This is a genomic window from Achromobacter sp. 413638 (genome assembly GCF_043119405.1).
In the GTDB taxonomy this organism is placed as follows: Bacteria; Pseudomonadota; Gammaproteobacteria; order Burkholderiales; family Burkholderiaceae_B; genus Achromobacter.
The window spans coordinates 1-14084 of sequence record NZ_JBICCO010000082.1 but is presented as its reverse complement, the minus strand read 5'-3'; the positions used below and the strand labels follow the sequence as shown (position 1 = coordinate 14084).

The following is a 14084-nucleotide window of genomic DNA, read 5'->3' as shown; positions in this document are numbered from 1 at the left end:
TCAGGTGCGTCCGCCGTTGGTCAGATTGCCCCAGAGGCGGGCCACCAGCGTGCCGCGGCTGAGCAGGTCCGCCAGCGCCGTGGCGTCCATTGCTGCCAGGCGCTGCTCGACCGCCACCTGAAAGTCCTCGAACGACGTGCTGCTGTCCAGCGCCTGCTGAATCGCCGCATGGACCGGATCTGAGTTGGCCTGCCACTCATCGAGCATGGCATCGACCAGGCTGTCGATCGCGTCGGCCGCCGTGTTTGTCGGATCGCCCGGCGCGGCCTTCAACCGCGCCAGCTGCGCAGGAGCGGGCCGGCGTCGGCGGTCAGCAGCCAACCCTGCGAGCCCGCCGGCACCATCGCCAAATGATGGCGAAACGGGCTGCAGGATCGCATCCTTCTCTTCGGCCATCGGGATCTTGAGCTTGCTGTGCGCCCAGTCCGCTTTGATCCGCATGCCCATGTTCACCAGCTTGGGCAGCGAATCAGCCAGCAGCTTGATGTCTTCGGGCTGCTGCGTGTCGAGAACCAGGCGCGGGCACCGGTGCAACGATGTGCGGCCCCGGTTGACCGCCAGGATCGGGTACACGAGTTGGCGCGTCAGGGTGGTGGCCAGCTGGCGCGCATCGGATTTCTTCAGGTCGTGGCGCAGTTCGTTGTGCACCTTTCCTAGGGCCTGCGTGCCGTGCTCGCCCTCGCCGCTGGTCAGCGTGCCGCCCAGCACAGCCTTGCTAGTGCTGCGTTCCATCAGACCAATCATGCTGTCAAACGGCGTGGACTCGCCCTTTGCAGCTTCCTTGAACTCGATCTTCATGCCCTCGGGCACGATGGCCGCCGCATCGTGGCCAATGCCGATCACAGCGCGCAAGAGCGTCGCTCGCGCCTTGTCGTCGGAGGTATTGGGGTTGTACGTGCCCAGACGCAGCGGCAGCCCGTAGATCTCCAGGAACTCAGCCAGGTCGCGCACGGCAAAGTTCTTGAAGAGCCACGGCCAGGCGAGCACCCGAAACAGGCCGGTGCGGGCGATGTAGCCGCTGCGCGAGCGGTGCGTGTGCATGATCCAGCCAAACGGCCAGAGCGATTCTCCATCGGCGCTGTTATCGCGCAGGCGCAGCTCGTTGCGATCCAGGCCCGGGGCGATCGGCGTACGAAACCACCCTTGCGGGCGAAATGTTGCCGTGACCGGCATGCGCGTCTTCTCTATCGTGTTCCATCCGAGCTCGATAGGCGAAAACCCATGACCGACTGCATCGGTCATGTCAAAAAGGACGTCCTCCATCTCCAGGCCCTGCAGCACCTCGGTCACGAAGGCCGCTTCGTCCTGCTCCGCACTGGTGGGGTTCGCTGGCGGCTCGATCGACCAGTCGAGCTGGCTGACGGTCAGGCGGCGTGTCTGCATGACGCTGAAGAGGTGCGCGTCCTTTTCCTCCATGTCCGCGAACATCTCGTGCTGCGCCGTGATGTCGCCCGTCTCGGCCTGCTGCAGGATCTGCGCGAGCCGCGGCGGGGTCAGCCCGCGCGTGGGATGGTTCTCCCATTCCGATTGCAGGTGTCCCAGCCGAGCCGTTTGCGGCTCTTCCAGGTGCATGTTCGTGATCGGGCGGCCGAATTGATCAACGATTTGAGCCATGAATCTCTCTTTCGGGTCTCAACCCAAACCTGCGACGGTTCCCCGGTGGACCGAAGCCCCGGCAAGCCGTTTACACGTGTTTATAAAGGCCCTCAGGCGTGCGATTGGGGTCAGCGTAGCCACCCACCCAAAAAAACGCCCCAAAAGGCCGGAAATTTGAAGTGCCTCACGCCACGCGCCGTCGCCGGCCCACGGCTTGTCATCATCGTGCTCGCCGGGCAACGCATCCCAACGACTCGTTTGGCGCGGTACCGGCGTGTAGTCGATGGGCGCGGCCAGGTTCATCGACGCGAACCACAGCAGCGCCAGCATCACCGCCGAGTCACCGTGGCGGGTCAGCTCCGGATCCTTCAAATCCTTGCGCCGCAGCTTCACCACCATCGGTATGCCCTCGACATCTTCGATCGCGCGAAGGTCGGCCACCACGTTCGCATCGCGCGGCAAGTCGATCATCCCGTCTTCGAAGCCCTGGATCAGCTTGGGCATCCAGGTGCCGTACCAGGCGCGGTTCAGCTTGATCTGGTGGACGTGATCGTGCCCGAACTTGTCGGCCGTGTATTCGGCCAGGGTCTCGCCCGAACCTGTTGCATCCATGGCGCCGCCGCAACGGCGCGGCATGTGCTCGATGATGTACCAGATGACCTGCTCCTGTTGGCGCGTGGGCACCTTGTGCATCTCGACGATGAACGCCACGCGCCGGCGCAGGTTCGCCACGATCTGCCCAACACCGAACACCGAGAAGTCGCGGTGGCGCGCGAAGTCCTGGGCGAAAACGCTTTGCAGTTTGGGATCGAGCAGTGCCAGGGCGGGTTCAACCTGGCGGCGAATCCAGTCCTCGACGAATGAGCGGCGTTCCGCCTCGCTCTTACGCACGAAGTCATCGTCAAGCGCCAGGCGCACGACCGGCCGCTCCTCGGCCATGGCGTTCTCGATCCAGACGCCAGGCAGGCTGACGCCGCTGCCGTCGCGCGGGATGGCATCGAGTTCCTCGCGCATGGCCGCCTTGCGCACCCCATAGGCATTGCGGATCTTGCTGTACCACTCTTTCTTGCCCTCGGCCGTGGCCGGCGTGCCTTTCATGAAGCACACCCGCTCGTACAGGCCGTTGGTGACCGCGTCGTCGAACGTGACCGTCACCACGGCTGCGTCTGCGCCATAGCGACCGGCTTCGATGTCCCGGCACAACTGGGCGAAGGGGTTGTTCTTGCCGTTATGCGAACTGATGATGGTGATCTGACCGCCCCAGATCAGAAGTGCAGTGGCCGCGTCCAGCACGCCCTGCACATCCGGGTGGAAGGCCGCCTCGTCGATGACGACATGCCCCTGCAGGCCGCGGATGTTCGCTGGCCGGCTGGACAGGGCGCACACCTGAAAGCCGCTTGCAAACCGGATGCGGTACGCCGTGATGTGCTTGGTCTTGCCACCTTCGTCCTGGTCTTCGAAAAGGAACTCCTCCACGCCAGAGACACCCTCGCCCTGGGCCCGCGCAATCACGCGGGCGAACTTGGCGCAGTAGCCGATCGCCTCCAGGCCCTTTTCCTTGGTGTCGCCGATGTAGTAGACGTTGTCACCGCCTGCAGACTTTCGCGCCGCAGCCACCAGCGTCTTGTCCAGCATGGTGCCGAAGGTAATGCCGGTGCGCCGGCCCTTCGGGATGGCGATGATCGACGCCTTAAGCGCGGCGACCTGGCGCTGGTGCAGCATCAGAATGCCGTCCGCCAACGGATTGAAGTTGTCCGAGATCGTGCGCACGCTGGCGGGCAGGTCGTCCCATTCCAGGACACGGAGGGTCGAAGCCAATGGCTGAATGATGGCCGCCATCACGACTCCCCCGCGGGCGAAGGAATAGGCCCGGTCACCAGGAGCGGGTACTCGACGTCTGCATTGTCCGTCACCTGGTAGGCGAGCCGGATGTAGGCATCGAACAGGCAAAAGGCAAAGTGCAACACCCATTCGGGTACACCGTTGCGCTCTACGATCTGTGGCGCCTCGCCCTCGAGCTCGCTGATGTAGATCGGTACGACCAGGCAGAACCACCCGTAGTGTGTATAGCGGGTACCCAGTTCGGAACGGGGGATCGGCGAGAAGATGCTCATGGTGCGTGGATGCCCAGGAAGTCACGGCGCCAGAAATCGACCTGCTCGGCGCTCATGCCCTGAGCCTTGGCGACTTCCTGCAGCTTTGCGTCCTGCTGGGCGAGCAGCGCGCGCCGTGCACGCTCCTCGGCCTCGGCCTGGAACTTCTTCAAGTTGACCGAGCTGCGCGCCAGCGTGGCGATGTTCTTTGCCGCCTTGCTCAAGAGCTCCACCCGCTTTCCGGAGTCGGTCTCTTCGTCGGCTTCCTGCAGCTCGATGATGGCTTCGAAGAGCTCGGTTTGCACCAAGGCGGTCAAGGCCTCGCTGCGCGCGTCGATCTCGTCGCCGGCGTGCGCCCGGATGAGCTTGGCTGCTTCAGTGCTGGCCCTGATCGCGGCCAGCCTGCGCTCGAGCTTCTGTCCGTAGCGCCCAATGGCGCTGCGGCTCGGAAGTTCTCCCGCGTTCGCTTCGGCCGGAAACCGCTCGCGCAGGTCTGCGATCAGGCTATCGAGCGTATGGCAGCCGGTTGCCAACTGCGCCTCGATGTAAGCCTTGATCTCCTCGGGCAGGCGATGAATGCTGCTCTTGCCAGCCATGGGTCACCAGTACTTGACGGGCCGGGCGATGCCAGGCTCACAGTCGATCGTGTATTCGGCCACATCAGTGCCGTACCGCGTGAGATCGGCAAACCATTTACCGTCCGGGCGCTTTTCGAGTTTGACCAGGTCGCGGTCCGACAGGTAGTCGAGCTCGCGGCGCAGTTCCAGAGGCGTGGCGTCCGGATACTCCGATTGGGCGACCGACAGGATCGGGCCCTCGAAGGCGCCGATGGGGCGCGCGTTGTTCAGCGTCAACAGGATCAGCCAGCGCAGCGATTCGCGACGCGAGCGGGCCAGGTCAATTTGCATGTTATTTTCCATCCAATACGCCCCGCAACTGCAGGTTTTCGATCTTCATTGCCAGACCGTCGAGCTTGGCCTCCACCACGCTCTGGCCGCGGATATAGTCCTCACGACGCACGTAGTGCAAGGCCATGTCGCGCTGCATCTCGAGGAACTCGCGTTCAACGCGCTGCCATTCTCCCGCTTCAACCTTGGCGGATTCCTCCAGTCTGTCCAGTCGGTGCTGGACCTGCTCGTGATTGGCCGCGCGCGCCTCTTCCTGCGCATGAAAGCGCAGATCAAGATGGCGCTGCATCTGCGTCATCAGCAGCTTGCCCGCACCCGCACAGGCCCCGAAAAATCCCAGCAGCAGCGTGATGAGCTGCCAAACTTCCAATTCAATCCTCACCGCCCCTCCGGCTTGTTGATGTAGTCCACGGTGTCCACGTGCTTGCCTGCGCAGGTGCCGTACAGGCCGTACATCGCCTCCAAGGCGACCGCGGCCGCGACGTCCGAGTCATCGATCGGGCGCACGACCGGTTGACACCGTGCGGCCAGTTCCGCTGGCAGCAAGACCGCCGGTCGCCAGGGCATCGGCTCGGTCTGCCGCGGCGCCGAGGATCCGCATGCTGTCAGCATCGAAACGGCACTGCACAGCACCAGCCGGGCGAGATTTCGCAATCGCATTCTTGAGCTCCGTATTCGACGTCTTGTTCTGCTGCTCCAGGCCCGTCATTGCCGTGCGCAGTTCCCTGTTCATCGCCGTGCTGCCCACGACGTCGGCGCGTAGCGCGTCCAGCCCCTTGGCAAGCGACTCGACCTGGCGGGCGTCGTGCGCAGCCTGGGTCTTGAGAACACCACGCTCGTGCCCATTGGCCTCGCCGCGCCAGTAGCCCAGGCCGGCGGCGAGTGCGCCTAGCGCGATCGCCCAGCCCACGATGTTCAGATTCACGGGCATACGCCAGGCCCCCAGGATGCGGCAACATAGGTCGGCTGATGGTGGTGGATGATGCGGTCGGGATAGGCCCGGTTCTCGCGCCAGTTGGCCGCCGATCGGCCCGCATTGACCGTCTCGACCGATCCCCACCAGATGAGCGGGTCAAGCCCCGAACTCGATGCTCGTTTCTGGTCACGCGAGATCCAGCCCAGTCCGCCGTTGTAGGCCGACAGTGTCATCGCCATCCGCTCGCAGTCGTCACGCGCACGGATACGGTCGTAGAGATAGCGGTCGTACGTCACGAGGGCGCGCAGCGCCCAGGACGGATTGAAAGGGGCGTTCTGCGCCAGCGCGGGGTAAAGCCCAGCGATCCAGCTGGAGGTCGCCGGCATGAACTGGGCCATGCCTTGGGCGCCCACGGCAGAGACGGCGCCGGGGCGCCAGGCGCTCTCCTGATGGATCTGTGCGGCGAACGTCGAGACCGGTGCGTCCATGCCCCAGACGACACGGGCATTACGCACGAGCTCCGACCGGTACTGCTGGGCTGCACGCGGCACGTCGGCCGCCGGCGCCGGCAGCGCGGTGCAGCTGGCCACGAGCAGCACGACCAGGTGTCGGCCGAGACGGATGAGCTGCTGGCCCATCACAGCCCCAGCGCGACAGCCAGAATGACCGCAGCCGCGATCGCCGTGCGGCGGATCGTCGAGACCATGAAGGGGATTTCGTAGCCGTCCGCGATGGGGTAGTCCACGCGGTGCGTGCCGACGCAGGTACCGCAACGCCAATCACGCACCAGGTAGCCATCGGGACGAGCGTACGGGAACAGTGCACGGTCGATCCAGTAAGAGCCGACGGCCGCCAGGCTGATCAGGCTCAACTTATAGATCGCGACCGGAACTTGCTGGGGGGAAACGATGCCGATCACGACGATCAGCAATGCGGCAACGAACAGCCACGTGGTCAAGCGCGGCAGGCGGCGACGCAGGGGAATGGGGTTTTCGAGAGACGACACAGTAGCACTCCAAGCAAGAAAAAGGGCGGCGAGCAGAATGAACCTGCATCGTGCCGCCCGCTTGCCTGAAGCGCTATTAAATGGATTTACTGCACCAAGGATTCCGATTTACCAATGCTGACTAGGAGTGGTTGGCAATGAGCCAACGGCTCTAATTCGGAGAAATCATTTGCAGCTAGTTCATAGAACAATCGGCCTGTTCCGTAACCTTCCACTGCTTGTACTTCGACTCGTTCTTCGCTTGCAGGTATGCAGCAGCTACGAGACGTGCCTGAAGACAGACATCACGTTTTTCGCCACTTTGCGCTGCAATCTGATATTGCTCGACAGCATCCTGTGCAACCTTGTCATGGATTTTTTGAACGTTGTTGGCGGCTTGCCTATCCAGGCCACCACCCCAAAAATACCAGCCAATGCCTGCCGCAACGATCAAACCAATCAATGCTCTCGTCATCCTATTTCCAGCCTCAGCCATGGACATTTCCTACAAGATGATCTCAGAATTCACGACATGCCAGTGCATATACTCAAGCAGTACTCCCTAGACTAAATCCTATCTAGGAGGACTAGCTTGATACGCTCAATTTGCCATTTGTAGTGGCCTATTTCCAGGCCTGTACTACGGCGGCTATGGTCAAGCCAAAGCCCGATCAGGAGAATAAGTACAGCCCAACCCATGAGTAGGTATCCCGCATTGGGGCTTGCAAAATTTCCGTACAGCAGAAAGCCGATACCAGCAAATAGCGCACCCAACATGAGCGCTATCGGCCAGTTGAATAAGTGTCGGCAGCGTGCATCAAACAACTTGTCCTTGTATCGGCGCAACTCGCGCTGCAACACGGGTGTGCTTTCATTCCACCATGAACCAGTGCCCGAGTATGTATTGATGATGTCTCTGCCAGCGACTTGACCTACGTCGCCATGAAAATGCTGGTTGTCGCTCATAGATGCTCGCCCTGCAGGTGACTATGACAACCTGTCTTCTTTGTTTTTTTAAAACAATCACCTCTAACCACTAGCACGAACACGTTGTACCCCTCGACGTTAAATCGAACCTTTCGGTTAATGACGTCGCGCTCCGCGTGTTGACCGAAGTTCCTCACTTCTTCTTCCCCCCCACATTGAATGTTATGGGCGCCTTGTTGGTGACATTCCCAGTGATCACCTGTGCGACCTTTCCGGTGAACAACTGTTTCGCCGTCCGAACTGGCTTTTTCGTTTCAGCCTTAGCCGATGCTCCCAGGGCCATTGCAGCTGCCGTTCTTCGCAGCGCAGCTTGATCACTAGGCGAGCAGACATCGTAATCAGCAATCAAGGCTCGCTGTTCTGAAGTGACGGCCGGGCCTGGCGAGAACGAGCGTGATCCGGTGACGACATACAGCACGTCCAGCCCGATTGCGGCCCAAGCTGCCAGCGCGTCAGCGCTTGGAGAGCGCTCTCCAGATTCGTAGCCAAAAAGGGTCTTCCGCGTCACGTCAGCACGCTCTGCGAATTCTGTTTGGCTCATTCCAAGCCGTTCCCTCTCTGACCTCAGTCGGTCTCCGATGTCCAAATTACGCCCCATTTTATTTCTTGACTATGGGAAAAAATTTACCCATACTTCAACCTCAAGAACCCGCCCGGTTCCCGAACCTCAAAACGACACCTCTACGAGGATAGCAGACGCCATGCATCCTGAATTAATCAAAGCCTCGATTCGCATGAAGGGCACCACGCCTACCGCGTTGGCCGCAAAGCTGAAGGTCGCGCCCACGACGGTCTTCGAAGTCATCTCCGGCCGTACCCGGTCGGCAAGAATCGAGCGCGCTATAGCCGATCTGATTGGTCAACCCATTTCCACGCTCTGGCCGAGCCACGCTCAACCCAAACGAATCAATCGTCGCCTGAAGACTGCGCCTTCCAGGAGGGTGCTGGCATGAGCAAGGAAACCACGATCAACAGCGCGCAGCGCGTGCTGCGCATCTGGAAAGCCCTGCGCGGGCATACCCACACGGGACTGTCGAACCAGGAACTTGCGGCCATGACCGGCGAGTCACCAACGAACGTCTCGCGCGCCCTGGCCACGCTGATGACAGAAGACCTGGTCGTCCGCTTCGAGAACGGCCGGTACGCCCATGGCATCGCAACGCTACAAATTGCCCAGGCCCATGCGAATCACTGCGACCGGCTGATGCAGCGCATGGCTGAGACGAACCAGCGCATCGCCGCCGGGGCGCAGTCATGAAACCCGCCTATGAGGTGCTCGGCTCGGTCGCCATCCATTTGCCTGGAGACTCCGGATGCCGCATCGAAGTCCGCAATGTCTCGATTCTTGGCTTGGACGAGAGCGGGCTGATCGAACACGCGCTGCAAATCCTGCGTGACATCTCCAGCATTCCGATGTCCGAGCTTCGCGTTCAAGTCATCGACGTGTGCCACCCCCGCGTTGTCGAGCCCCGATAACAAAACCTGGAGTTTCCCCGAATGGCCCGCTCAAAAAACAAGATTTCCGCATCCGAAGATGCGTCGACGGTTGACGCCAACGTTGGTGAGGCTCAGGCCAAGGCCGCGGAGCGTTCGGCCCTGGTTCTCAAACAGTTCGGCGATGGGCTTCCCTTTGATCTGCCGCGCTACGAACACGTCATCCGCACCCATCTCGTGCGCAGCGCGGACGAAATGCTCGCCGCCGGCCGCGCGCTGCTCGTCGTGCGGGAACACATTCACCACGGGGAATGGAATGAATTCCTCGATCGCCTGAGCATTGATCGGACGCTCGCCAAGCGCATGCAGCAGGCAGCGCTCAAGTTTTCAAATGGTGCGACGTCGCACCATTTGCTCGAAGCCGCCGGTAACAAGTCGAAACTTATTGAGCTCCTGGTCCTGGACGATGACCAGGTCGCTGAACTGAACGAGGGCGGCACGGTCGCCGGCATTACGCTCGACGACGTCGCCACGATGTCAGTGTCCGACCTGCGCAAGACGTTGCGTGAAGCGCGCGCCGAAGCCGAGGCCAACGACAAGCTGCTCTCGGAGAAAAACGACCAGATCGACACGCTCAAGAAAGAGCGTGACGCTGCCAACCGCCGGATCAAGGCTGAGAAGCCCGACGCGCAGCTGGTCGGCCTGCACACCGAAGTCGAGGCCGAGTTGGTGGGCCTGGAGGCGGTCATCGGCGGCAAGCTGCGAGAAGGCCTGGAGAAACTGTGCGCAGCGTATGTCGAGAACGGCAAGGGCGATGCGCAGCGCACGCGACTTCTGGCTGCCAGCCTGCGCGCGGTCCAGCAACAGATCGGCGACCTGTTCACCGAATTCAACCTACCCCAGGGTGACGGCGACGAGCTGCCGGCCTGGGCGCAGGACGAGTAAGGAGCGAGCGATGGGAGCCCCCGCCAACGCAGTCATCGCGGAAGAGCTGGCCGACGTTGCGCGTGCCTGGCGCGTTGCGCCGCACGGGCGTAAGGGCGAGATCCTGGCAGGCGCGGCTGCGCGGTTACAGATGTCTCAGGCCAGGCTGTATCGCCTGCTCGGTGACCTGGTCACCAAACCGACCCGCAAGCGCCGGTCGGACGCCGGCAAGACGGCGCTGCCGGTGCAGGAAGCGCAGATGATCGCCGCCGTGCTGCTCGAGCACATGCGCAAGAACGGCAAGATGCTCAAGAGCGTCGAAGCCGCGGTGGAGGTGCTGCGCGCCAACAACATGATCGAAGCGCTGCGCATCAACGCGGCGACGGGCGAGGTCTCGCCCCTGTCGATCTCCACCATCCGCAAGGCCTTGCGCAACTATCGTCTGCACCCGGAGCAACTGCTCGCGCCGGCGCCGGCAATGAGCCTGCGCAGCCTGCACCCGAACCATGTATGGCAGATCGATGCCTCGCGTTGCGTCCTGTTCTACCTGCCACGCGCGTCGAAGGGCGATAGCGGTCTGCGTATCATGGACCACACCGACTTCTACAAGAACAAGCCGGCCAACGTCATCAAGGTCATCAACGAGTCGCTGTGGCGCTACGTGGTGACCGACCACACCAGCGGTTGGAACTATTCCACGTACGTGACGGGCGGTGAGAACGCCACCAACCTGGTCGACGTGCTCATCGACGCCATGCATCGCCGAGAGGGCGAGGCCATGTTCGGCGTTCCACTCATGGTGATGCTCGACCCGGGATCAGCCAACACCAGCGCGATCTTCAAAAACCTGTGCAAGGCGTTGCGGATCCACGTCCAGATCAACAAGCCGAAGAACCCGCGCGCGAAGGGCCAGGTCGAAAAGGGCCAGGACATCACCGAGCGCGATTTCGAATCCACCCTGCGGCTGCTGCCGTCAGACAAGGTCGACAGCCTGGAGAAGATCAATGCGCTGGTGGCACGTTGGCGCCGGTACTTCAACGGCACCCGGATCCACACGCGCACGGGGCGAACCCGCGACTCTGCCTGGCTGCATATCACGCCCGAACAATTGGTGACCCCGCCAGCAGCAGAGCTTCTGCGGTCACTCGCGCTCAGCGCACCCGAGTCGCGCGTGGTTTCCACGCACTTGCGCGTCAGCTACCACGGTTCCGACTACGACGTGTCGTCGGTGCCTGGCGTCTGCGTTGGCGAGAAGCTGCTGGTCTGCGAGAACCCCTGGGCTCAGGACACCGTCCAGGTCGTCATGAGCGACGACGAGGGCCACGAGGCCTACCAGGTCGTGCAACGTGTCACCTATGACCAATTCGGTATGGTCGCAGATGCGCCCGTGATCGGCGAGAGCTATGCCCGTCACGCCGACACGCCCGCGCAGACCAACGCCAAGGCCCTGGAACTGATGGCGACCGACACCTCCACCGAGACCGAAGCCAAGGCGGCACGCAAGGCCGGCACCGTCGCCTTCGGCGGGCAGATTGACCCCTTCGCCCACATAGACCAGGCGCTCGAGCATGTGCCCGCCACACTGCCGCGCCGCGGCCGGGATCACGACCTGGTCGCACCGACGGTTCACCTGTCGCCGCTTTCGCATATCCAGGCCGCCAAGCAGCTCAAGCCCGCGTTTTCCGACTGGTCGCCTGAACACTACACACGCCTGCAGGCCCTGTACCCCGAGGGCGTTCCGGCCGACGCCATTGACGCAGCAGCGCAAGCGTTGCGCGCCGCCATGGCGCCGGCTCCTATCCAACCGTCCATCGTGCACATCGTGCGCGCCGCCTAGGAAAGCAGATGAGACAGCAGCTGAAACTCAAACGGATCTTGCCGGCACTCGGTGTGTCGCAAAGCCAGCTTGCGATCGCCGTCGAACTCAGCCCGGCGACGGTCGCCCAACTTGTGAACCACGCCCTATGGCCTCGGGTGCGGCAGCACCAGCTGCGCGAGGCCACGATCCAGTTTTTGAAGGTCCACGGCGCCACCGAGGAACAGCTTGCCGTGGCCTTTGAAAAAGAAACGCCACCGCAGGTCAGTGCGGTGGCGCCCGAACAACAGCATTCCCCCATGAACGAGGACGAACACATGTCGATTCGCAAGCAGATTCTACAGCCTCAGACCCTGCGCCACTTCAAGCTGCCGGGCAACCCTTTCGACGAAGTCGCCAGCAGCGACGAGTTCTATGCCAACGAACAGCTGCGCTACACGCGTGCCCAGCTGCTGGATGCCTGCAAACGCGGCGGCTTTGTCGCGGTGGTAGGCGAGTCGGGCTCGGGCAAGACCACGCTGCGTCGCGACCTGCAGGAGCGCGTGCAGCGCGCGGACATGCCCATCCAGATCATCCGCCCCTACGTTGTCGGCATGGAGGCCGACGACACCAAGGGAAAGACGCTCAAGGCCAGCGCGATCCTGGACGCGATCATGGCCACCATCGCCCCGCATGAACCGCTGCGCGCGAGCAGTGACGCACGGTACCGCCAGCTGGAGAACCGCCTGAAAGAGAGCCACCGCGCCGGCGTGCGTCACGCGGTGCTGATCGAAGAGGCGCACGCCATGCCCAAGGCCACGTTGCGCCACCTGAAGCGTTTTGTCGAGCTCGAGGATGGCTTCTCGCGCCTGCTCAGTGTGATCCTGCTCGGACAGAACGAGCTCGCCGAGAAGCTCGACCCTCGCGATCCCTCGGTGCGCGAAGTGGTCCAGCGCTGCGAGATCATCACGCTGCCGCCGCTGGGCGAGCACCTGGAAGACTACCTGCGGTTCCGGCTCAGGCGTTTCAGCGTGGACCTCTCCAAGATCGTGACCGCCGATGGCCTGCAGGCGCTGCGCGAGCGTTTGTCGCCGCCGGTGCCGCGTGGGCACACCGAACGCTCGTTCCTCTACCCCTTGGCGGTGCACAACCTCTTGACCGCTGCCATGAACCTGGCCGCGGAAAACGGCGCTCCGGCGGTTAGCGCCGACATCGTCATGGAGACGAAATGGAACTGATCGCCAACACCACGGCGCCGCGGGTCTATACCCCGGCGCGTATCGCGCAGATTGCGGCTGCCAACGCCGCGGGCCGGGCGCTGCGGGCGCTGGGCCTGCGTGTGATCAGCGAGGAGCTGATTCCCGACGACAGCGGCACGCCCATCTTGTTCGTCGACCTGCGCGGTATGCCCGCAGAGTACCTGCGGGGGATGTGCGAAGCATCTACGCGCCAGGCCGATGGACGCATCACCGCGCTGTTTCAGGGCGTGCGCCTGGCAATCCAACAAGACGAGGTGCGCCATGACGGTTGAATTCATGTCGGGCCCGACTTTGGCCAACCCGGCGGCATTTGACTCGATCGACCAGCTGCGCAACGCGCTGCACGGTGCCAACAAGGACCTGGTCAACCTGTTCTTCGAGCACTGCTCGTTGCGCAGCTCCTTCGCCGAGCTGAGCCAGCTGCTCAGCGACATCATGAGCGCCCAACTCGGCAACGACGACGACGCGCTGCGCAAACACATCGCTGCTGCGGTTGAGCGTACGCGATTCGCGCTGACCGACAAGCCGGCAACGAGGCACTGACATGGCCCGCACTCGCGCCTTGATGGTCTTTCATGTTGTCGTTGCAGGCATGCGGGTGCGCGTGCGGTTGCTGCCGAATGTGGCCGATGTGGACGCAGAGTATCGCGGGGGCCGGCGACGCAGCGATCGCAAGGTCGTTCACGGCTATTTCCAGGCGGCCGCACCCGGTGCCCGCGTGGTCGGGACGGTCGCGGTGCCGCTCTCGGGCAGCAACTTGCGCGAGATCGTGCCCCACGAGGTGTCCCATGCAGTCATCCATCACCTGCAGGGCGTGAGCGCGCGTGACGATGAAGCCGCCGCCAGTGCGATTGGGCTGTTGTGCGCGGCCATTTTTTCCAGGATCGAGGCGTTCGCCGCCTTTCAGGAGATCCCATGAGCAAATCTGACGATGTCGCCGTTGAGGCGCTCATCCGTATCAAGACCGTGTTGCGCCGCCACCAGGCGCCGGCCAGCTCGGTAAGCAAGCACGACGCCATTGTGCAGATCTCAGCCATCGTGGACGAGGCCGCGGCCGAGATCGCCGACTCCATCGCCTCGCTCAACATGAAGGAAGCATCATGACCAGCACCATCGCCAATCGTCCGTCCATCCCACCGGGTTTTCGCCTCAAGGCGGATGGTTCGTACGTCCCCGAAGCCCTGGTT

General features: G+C 62.7%; 23 protein-coding genes. 10 read left to right on the top strand and 13 right to left on the bottom strand.

Going from position 1 to position 14084, the window contains the following annotated elements; genetic code table 11:
- The 13 genes from ACEU5R_RS25575 to ACEU5R_RS25515 form a co-directional block, all read right to left on the bottom strand.
- Positions 1-1614: a DUF935 domain-containing protein gene (locus tag ACEU5R_RS25575; RefSeq protein WP_392412530.1), complete on the bottom strand. Its 1614-nt coding sequence runs from the start codon at positions 1612-1614 to the stop codon at positions 1-3.
- 18 nt (positions 1615-1632) lie between these two features.
- Positions 1633-3435: a hypothetical protein gene (locus ACEU5R_RS25570; protein ID WP_392412528.1), complete on the bottom strand. Its 1803-nt coding sequence runs from the start codon at positions 3433-3435 to the stop codon at positions 1633-1635.
- Positions 3435-3710, bottom strand: a complete 276-nt coding sequence (locus ACEU5R_RS25565) for a hypothetical protein (RefSeq protein ID WP_392412526.1) — start codon at positions 3708-3710, stop codon at positions 3435-3437. Before ACEU5R_RS25565 ends, ACEU5R_RS25570 begins: the two co-directional genes overlap by 1 nt.
- On the bottom strand, positions 3707-4285 hold the full coding sequence (locus tag ACEU5R_RS25560; RefSeq protein ID WP_392412524.1) for a DUF3486 family protein: 579 nt from the start codon (positions 4283-4285) through the stop codon (positions 3707-3709). The genes ACEU5R_RS25565 and ACEU5R_RS25560 overlap by 4 nt, the downstream gene beginning before the upstream one ends.
- 3 nt (positions 4286-4288) lie before the next feature.
- Positions 4289-4597, bottom strand: a complete 309-nt coding sequence (locus ACEU5R_RS25555) for a hypothetical protein (protein WP_033454018.1) — start codon at positions 4595-4597, stop codon at positions 4289-4291.
- 1 nt (position 4598) lies between these two features.
- Positions 4599-4967: a hypothetical protein gene (locus tag ACEU5R_RS25550; RefSeq protein ID WP_392412522.1), complete on the bottom strand. Its 369-nt coding sequence runs from the start codon at positions 4965-4967 to the stop codon at positions 4599-4601.
- An 8-nt stretch (positions 4968-4975) separates the two neighbouring features.
- On the bottom strand, positions 4976-5104 hold the full coding sequence (locus tag ACEU5R_RS25545; protein WP_392412520.1) for a hypothetical protein: 129 nt from the start codon (positions 5102-5104) through the stop codon (positions 4976-4978).
- On the bottom strand, positions 5088-5522 hold the full coding sequence (locus ACEU5R_RS25540; RefSeq protein WP_392412519.1) for a hypothetical protein: 435 nt from the start codon (positions 5520-5522) through the stop codon (positions 5088-5090). The genes ACEU5R_RS25545 and ACEU5R_RS25540 overlap by 17 nt, the downstream gene beginning before the upstream one ends.
- Positions 5519-6151, bottom strand: coding sequence for a transglycosylase SLT domain-containing protein (locus ACEU5R_RS25535; RefSeq protein WP_392412517.1), 633 nt, complete (start codon positions 6149-6151; stop codon positions 5519-5521). Before ACEU5R_RS25535 ends, ACEU5R_RS25540 begins: the two co-directional genes overlap by 4 nt.
- Entirely contained in the window at positions 6151-6498 is a 348-nt protein-coding gene (locus ACEU5R_RS25530; protein ID WP_392412561.1) for a putative holin, read from the bottom strand. The genes ACEU5R_RS25535 and ACEU5R_RS25530 overlap by 1 nt, the downstream gene beginning before the upstream one ends.
- A 196-nt stretch (positions 6499-6694) precedes the next feature.
- Positions 6695-6994, bottom strand: a complete 300-nt coding sequence (locus ACEU5R_RS25525; RefSeq protein ID WP_392412516.1) for a hypothetical protein — start codon at positions 6992-6994, stop codon at positions 6695-6697.
- A 71-nt stretch (positions 6995-7065) separates the two neighbouring features.
- Complete coding sequence (locus ACEU5R_RS25520; RefSeq protein WP_392412514.1) at positions 7066-7464, bottom strand: hypothetical protein; 399 nt, start codon at positions 7462-7464, stop codon at positions 7066-7068.
- 154 nt (positions 7465-7618) lie between these two features.
- The gene (locus tag ACEU5R_RS25515) at positions 7619-8083 is read right to left on the bottom strand and encodes a helix-turn-helix domain-containing protein (protein ID WP_392412512.1); all 465 of its coding nucleotides are present in this window, start codon (positions 8081-8083) and stop codon (positions 7619-7621) included.
- Between the two features lie 103 nt (positions 8084-8186).
- Here ACEU5R_RS25515 and ACEU5R_RS25510 point away from each other — a divergent pair, with 103 nt between their 5' ends.
- From ACEU5R_RS25510 to ACEU5R_RS25465, 10 genes are read left to right on the top strand one after another with little or no spacing between them, the layout of a single operon-like run.
- Positions 8187-8438, top strand: a complete 252-nt coding sequence (locus ACEU5R_RS25510) for a transcriptional regulator (protein ID WP_392412510.1) — start codon at positions 8187-8189, stop codon at positions 8436-8438.
- Positions 8435-8743: a helix-turn-helix domain-containing protein gene (locus ACEU5R_RS25505; RefSeq protein WP_392412509.1), complete on the top strand. Its 309-nt coding sequence runs from the start codon at positions 8435-8437 to the stop codon at positions 8741-8743. The genes ACEU5R_RS25510 and ACEU5R_RS25505 overlap by 4 nt, the downstream gene beginning before the upstream one ends.
- Positions 8740-8961, top strand: a complete 222-nt coding sequence (locus ACEU5R_RS25500) for a hypothetical protein (RefSeq protein ID WP_392412507.1) — start codon at positions 8740-8742, stop codon at positions 8959-8961. Before ACEU5R_RS25505 ends, ACEU5R_RS25500 begins: the two co-directional genes overlap by 4 nt.
- Positions 8962-8982: 21 nt before the next feature.
- Positions 8983-9864 carry a DUF3102 domain-containing protein gene (locus ACEU5R_RS25495; RefSeq protein ID WP_392412506.1) on the top strand — a complete coding sequence of 294 codons (882 nt, stop codon included), beginning with the start codon at positions 8983-8985 and terminating at the stop codon, positions 9862-9864.
- Between the two features lie 10 nt (positions 9865-9874).
- On the top strand, positions 9875-11680 hold the full coding sequence (locus tag ACEU5R_RS25490) for an integrase (protein ID WP_392412504.1): 1806 nt from the start codon (positions 9875-9877) through the stop codon (positions 11678-11680).
- A gap of 8 nt (positions 11681-11688) precedes the next feature.
- A complete protein-coding gene (locus ACEU5R_RS25485; protein WP_392412502.1) occupies positions 11689-12876 on the top strand; it encodes an ExeA family protein in 1188 nt (395 codons plus the stop codon).
- The gene (locus ACEU5R_RS25480; protein WP_392412500.1) at positions 12867-13169 is read left to right on the top strand and encodes a hypothetical protein; all 303 of its coding nucleotides are present in this window, start codon (positions 12867-12869) and stop codon (positions 13167-13169) included. The genes ACEU5R_RS25485 and ACEU5R_RS25480 overlap by 10 nt, the downstream gene beginning before the upstream one ends.
- The gene (locus ACEU5R_RS25475) at positions 13159-13440 is read left to right on the top strand and encodes a hypothetical protein (protein ID WP_392412498.1); all 282 of its coding nucleotides are present in this window, start codon (positions 13159-13161) and stop codon (positions 13438-13440) included. The genes ACEU5R_RS25480 and ACEU5R_RS25475 overlap by 11 nt, the downstream gene beginning before the upstream one ends.
- Before the next feature lies 1 nt (position 13441).
- A complete protein-coding gene (locus ACEU5R_RS25470; RefSeq protein WP_392412496.1) occupies positions 13442-13816 on the top strand; it encodes a hypothetical protein in 375 nt (124 codons plus the stop codon).
- Positions 13813-14001: a hypothetical protein gene (locus ACEU5R_RS25465; protein WP_392412494.1), complete on the top strand. Its 189-nt coding sequence runs from the start codon at positions 13813-13815 to the stop codon at positions 13999-14001. The genes ACEU5R_RS25470 and ACEU5R_RS25465 overlap by 4 nt, the downstream gene beginning before the upstream one ends.
- Positions 14002-14084 lie beyond the last annotated feature (83 nt).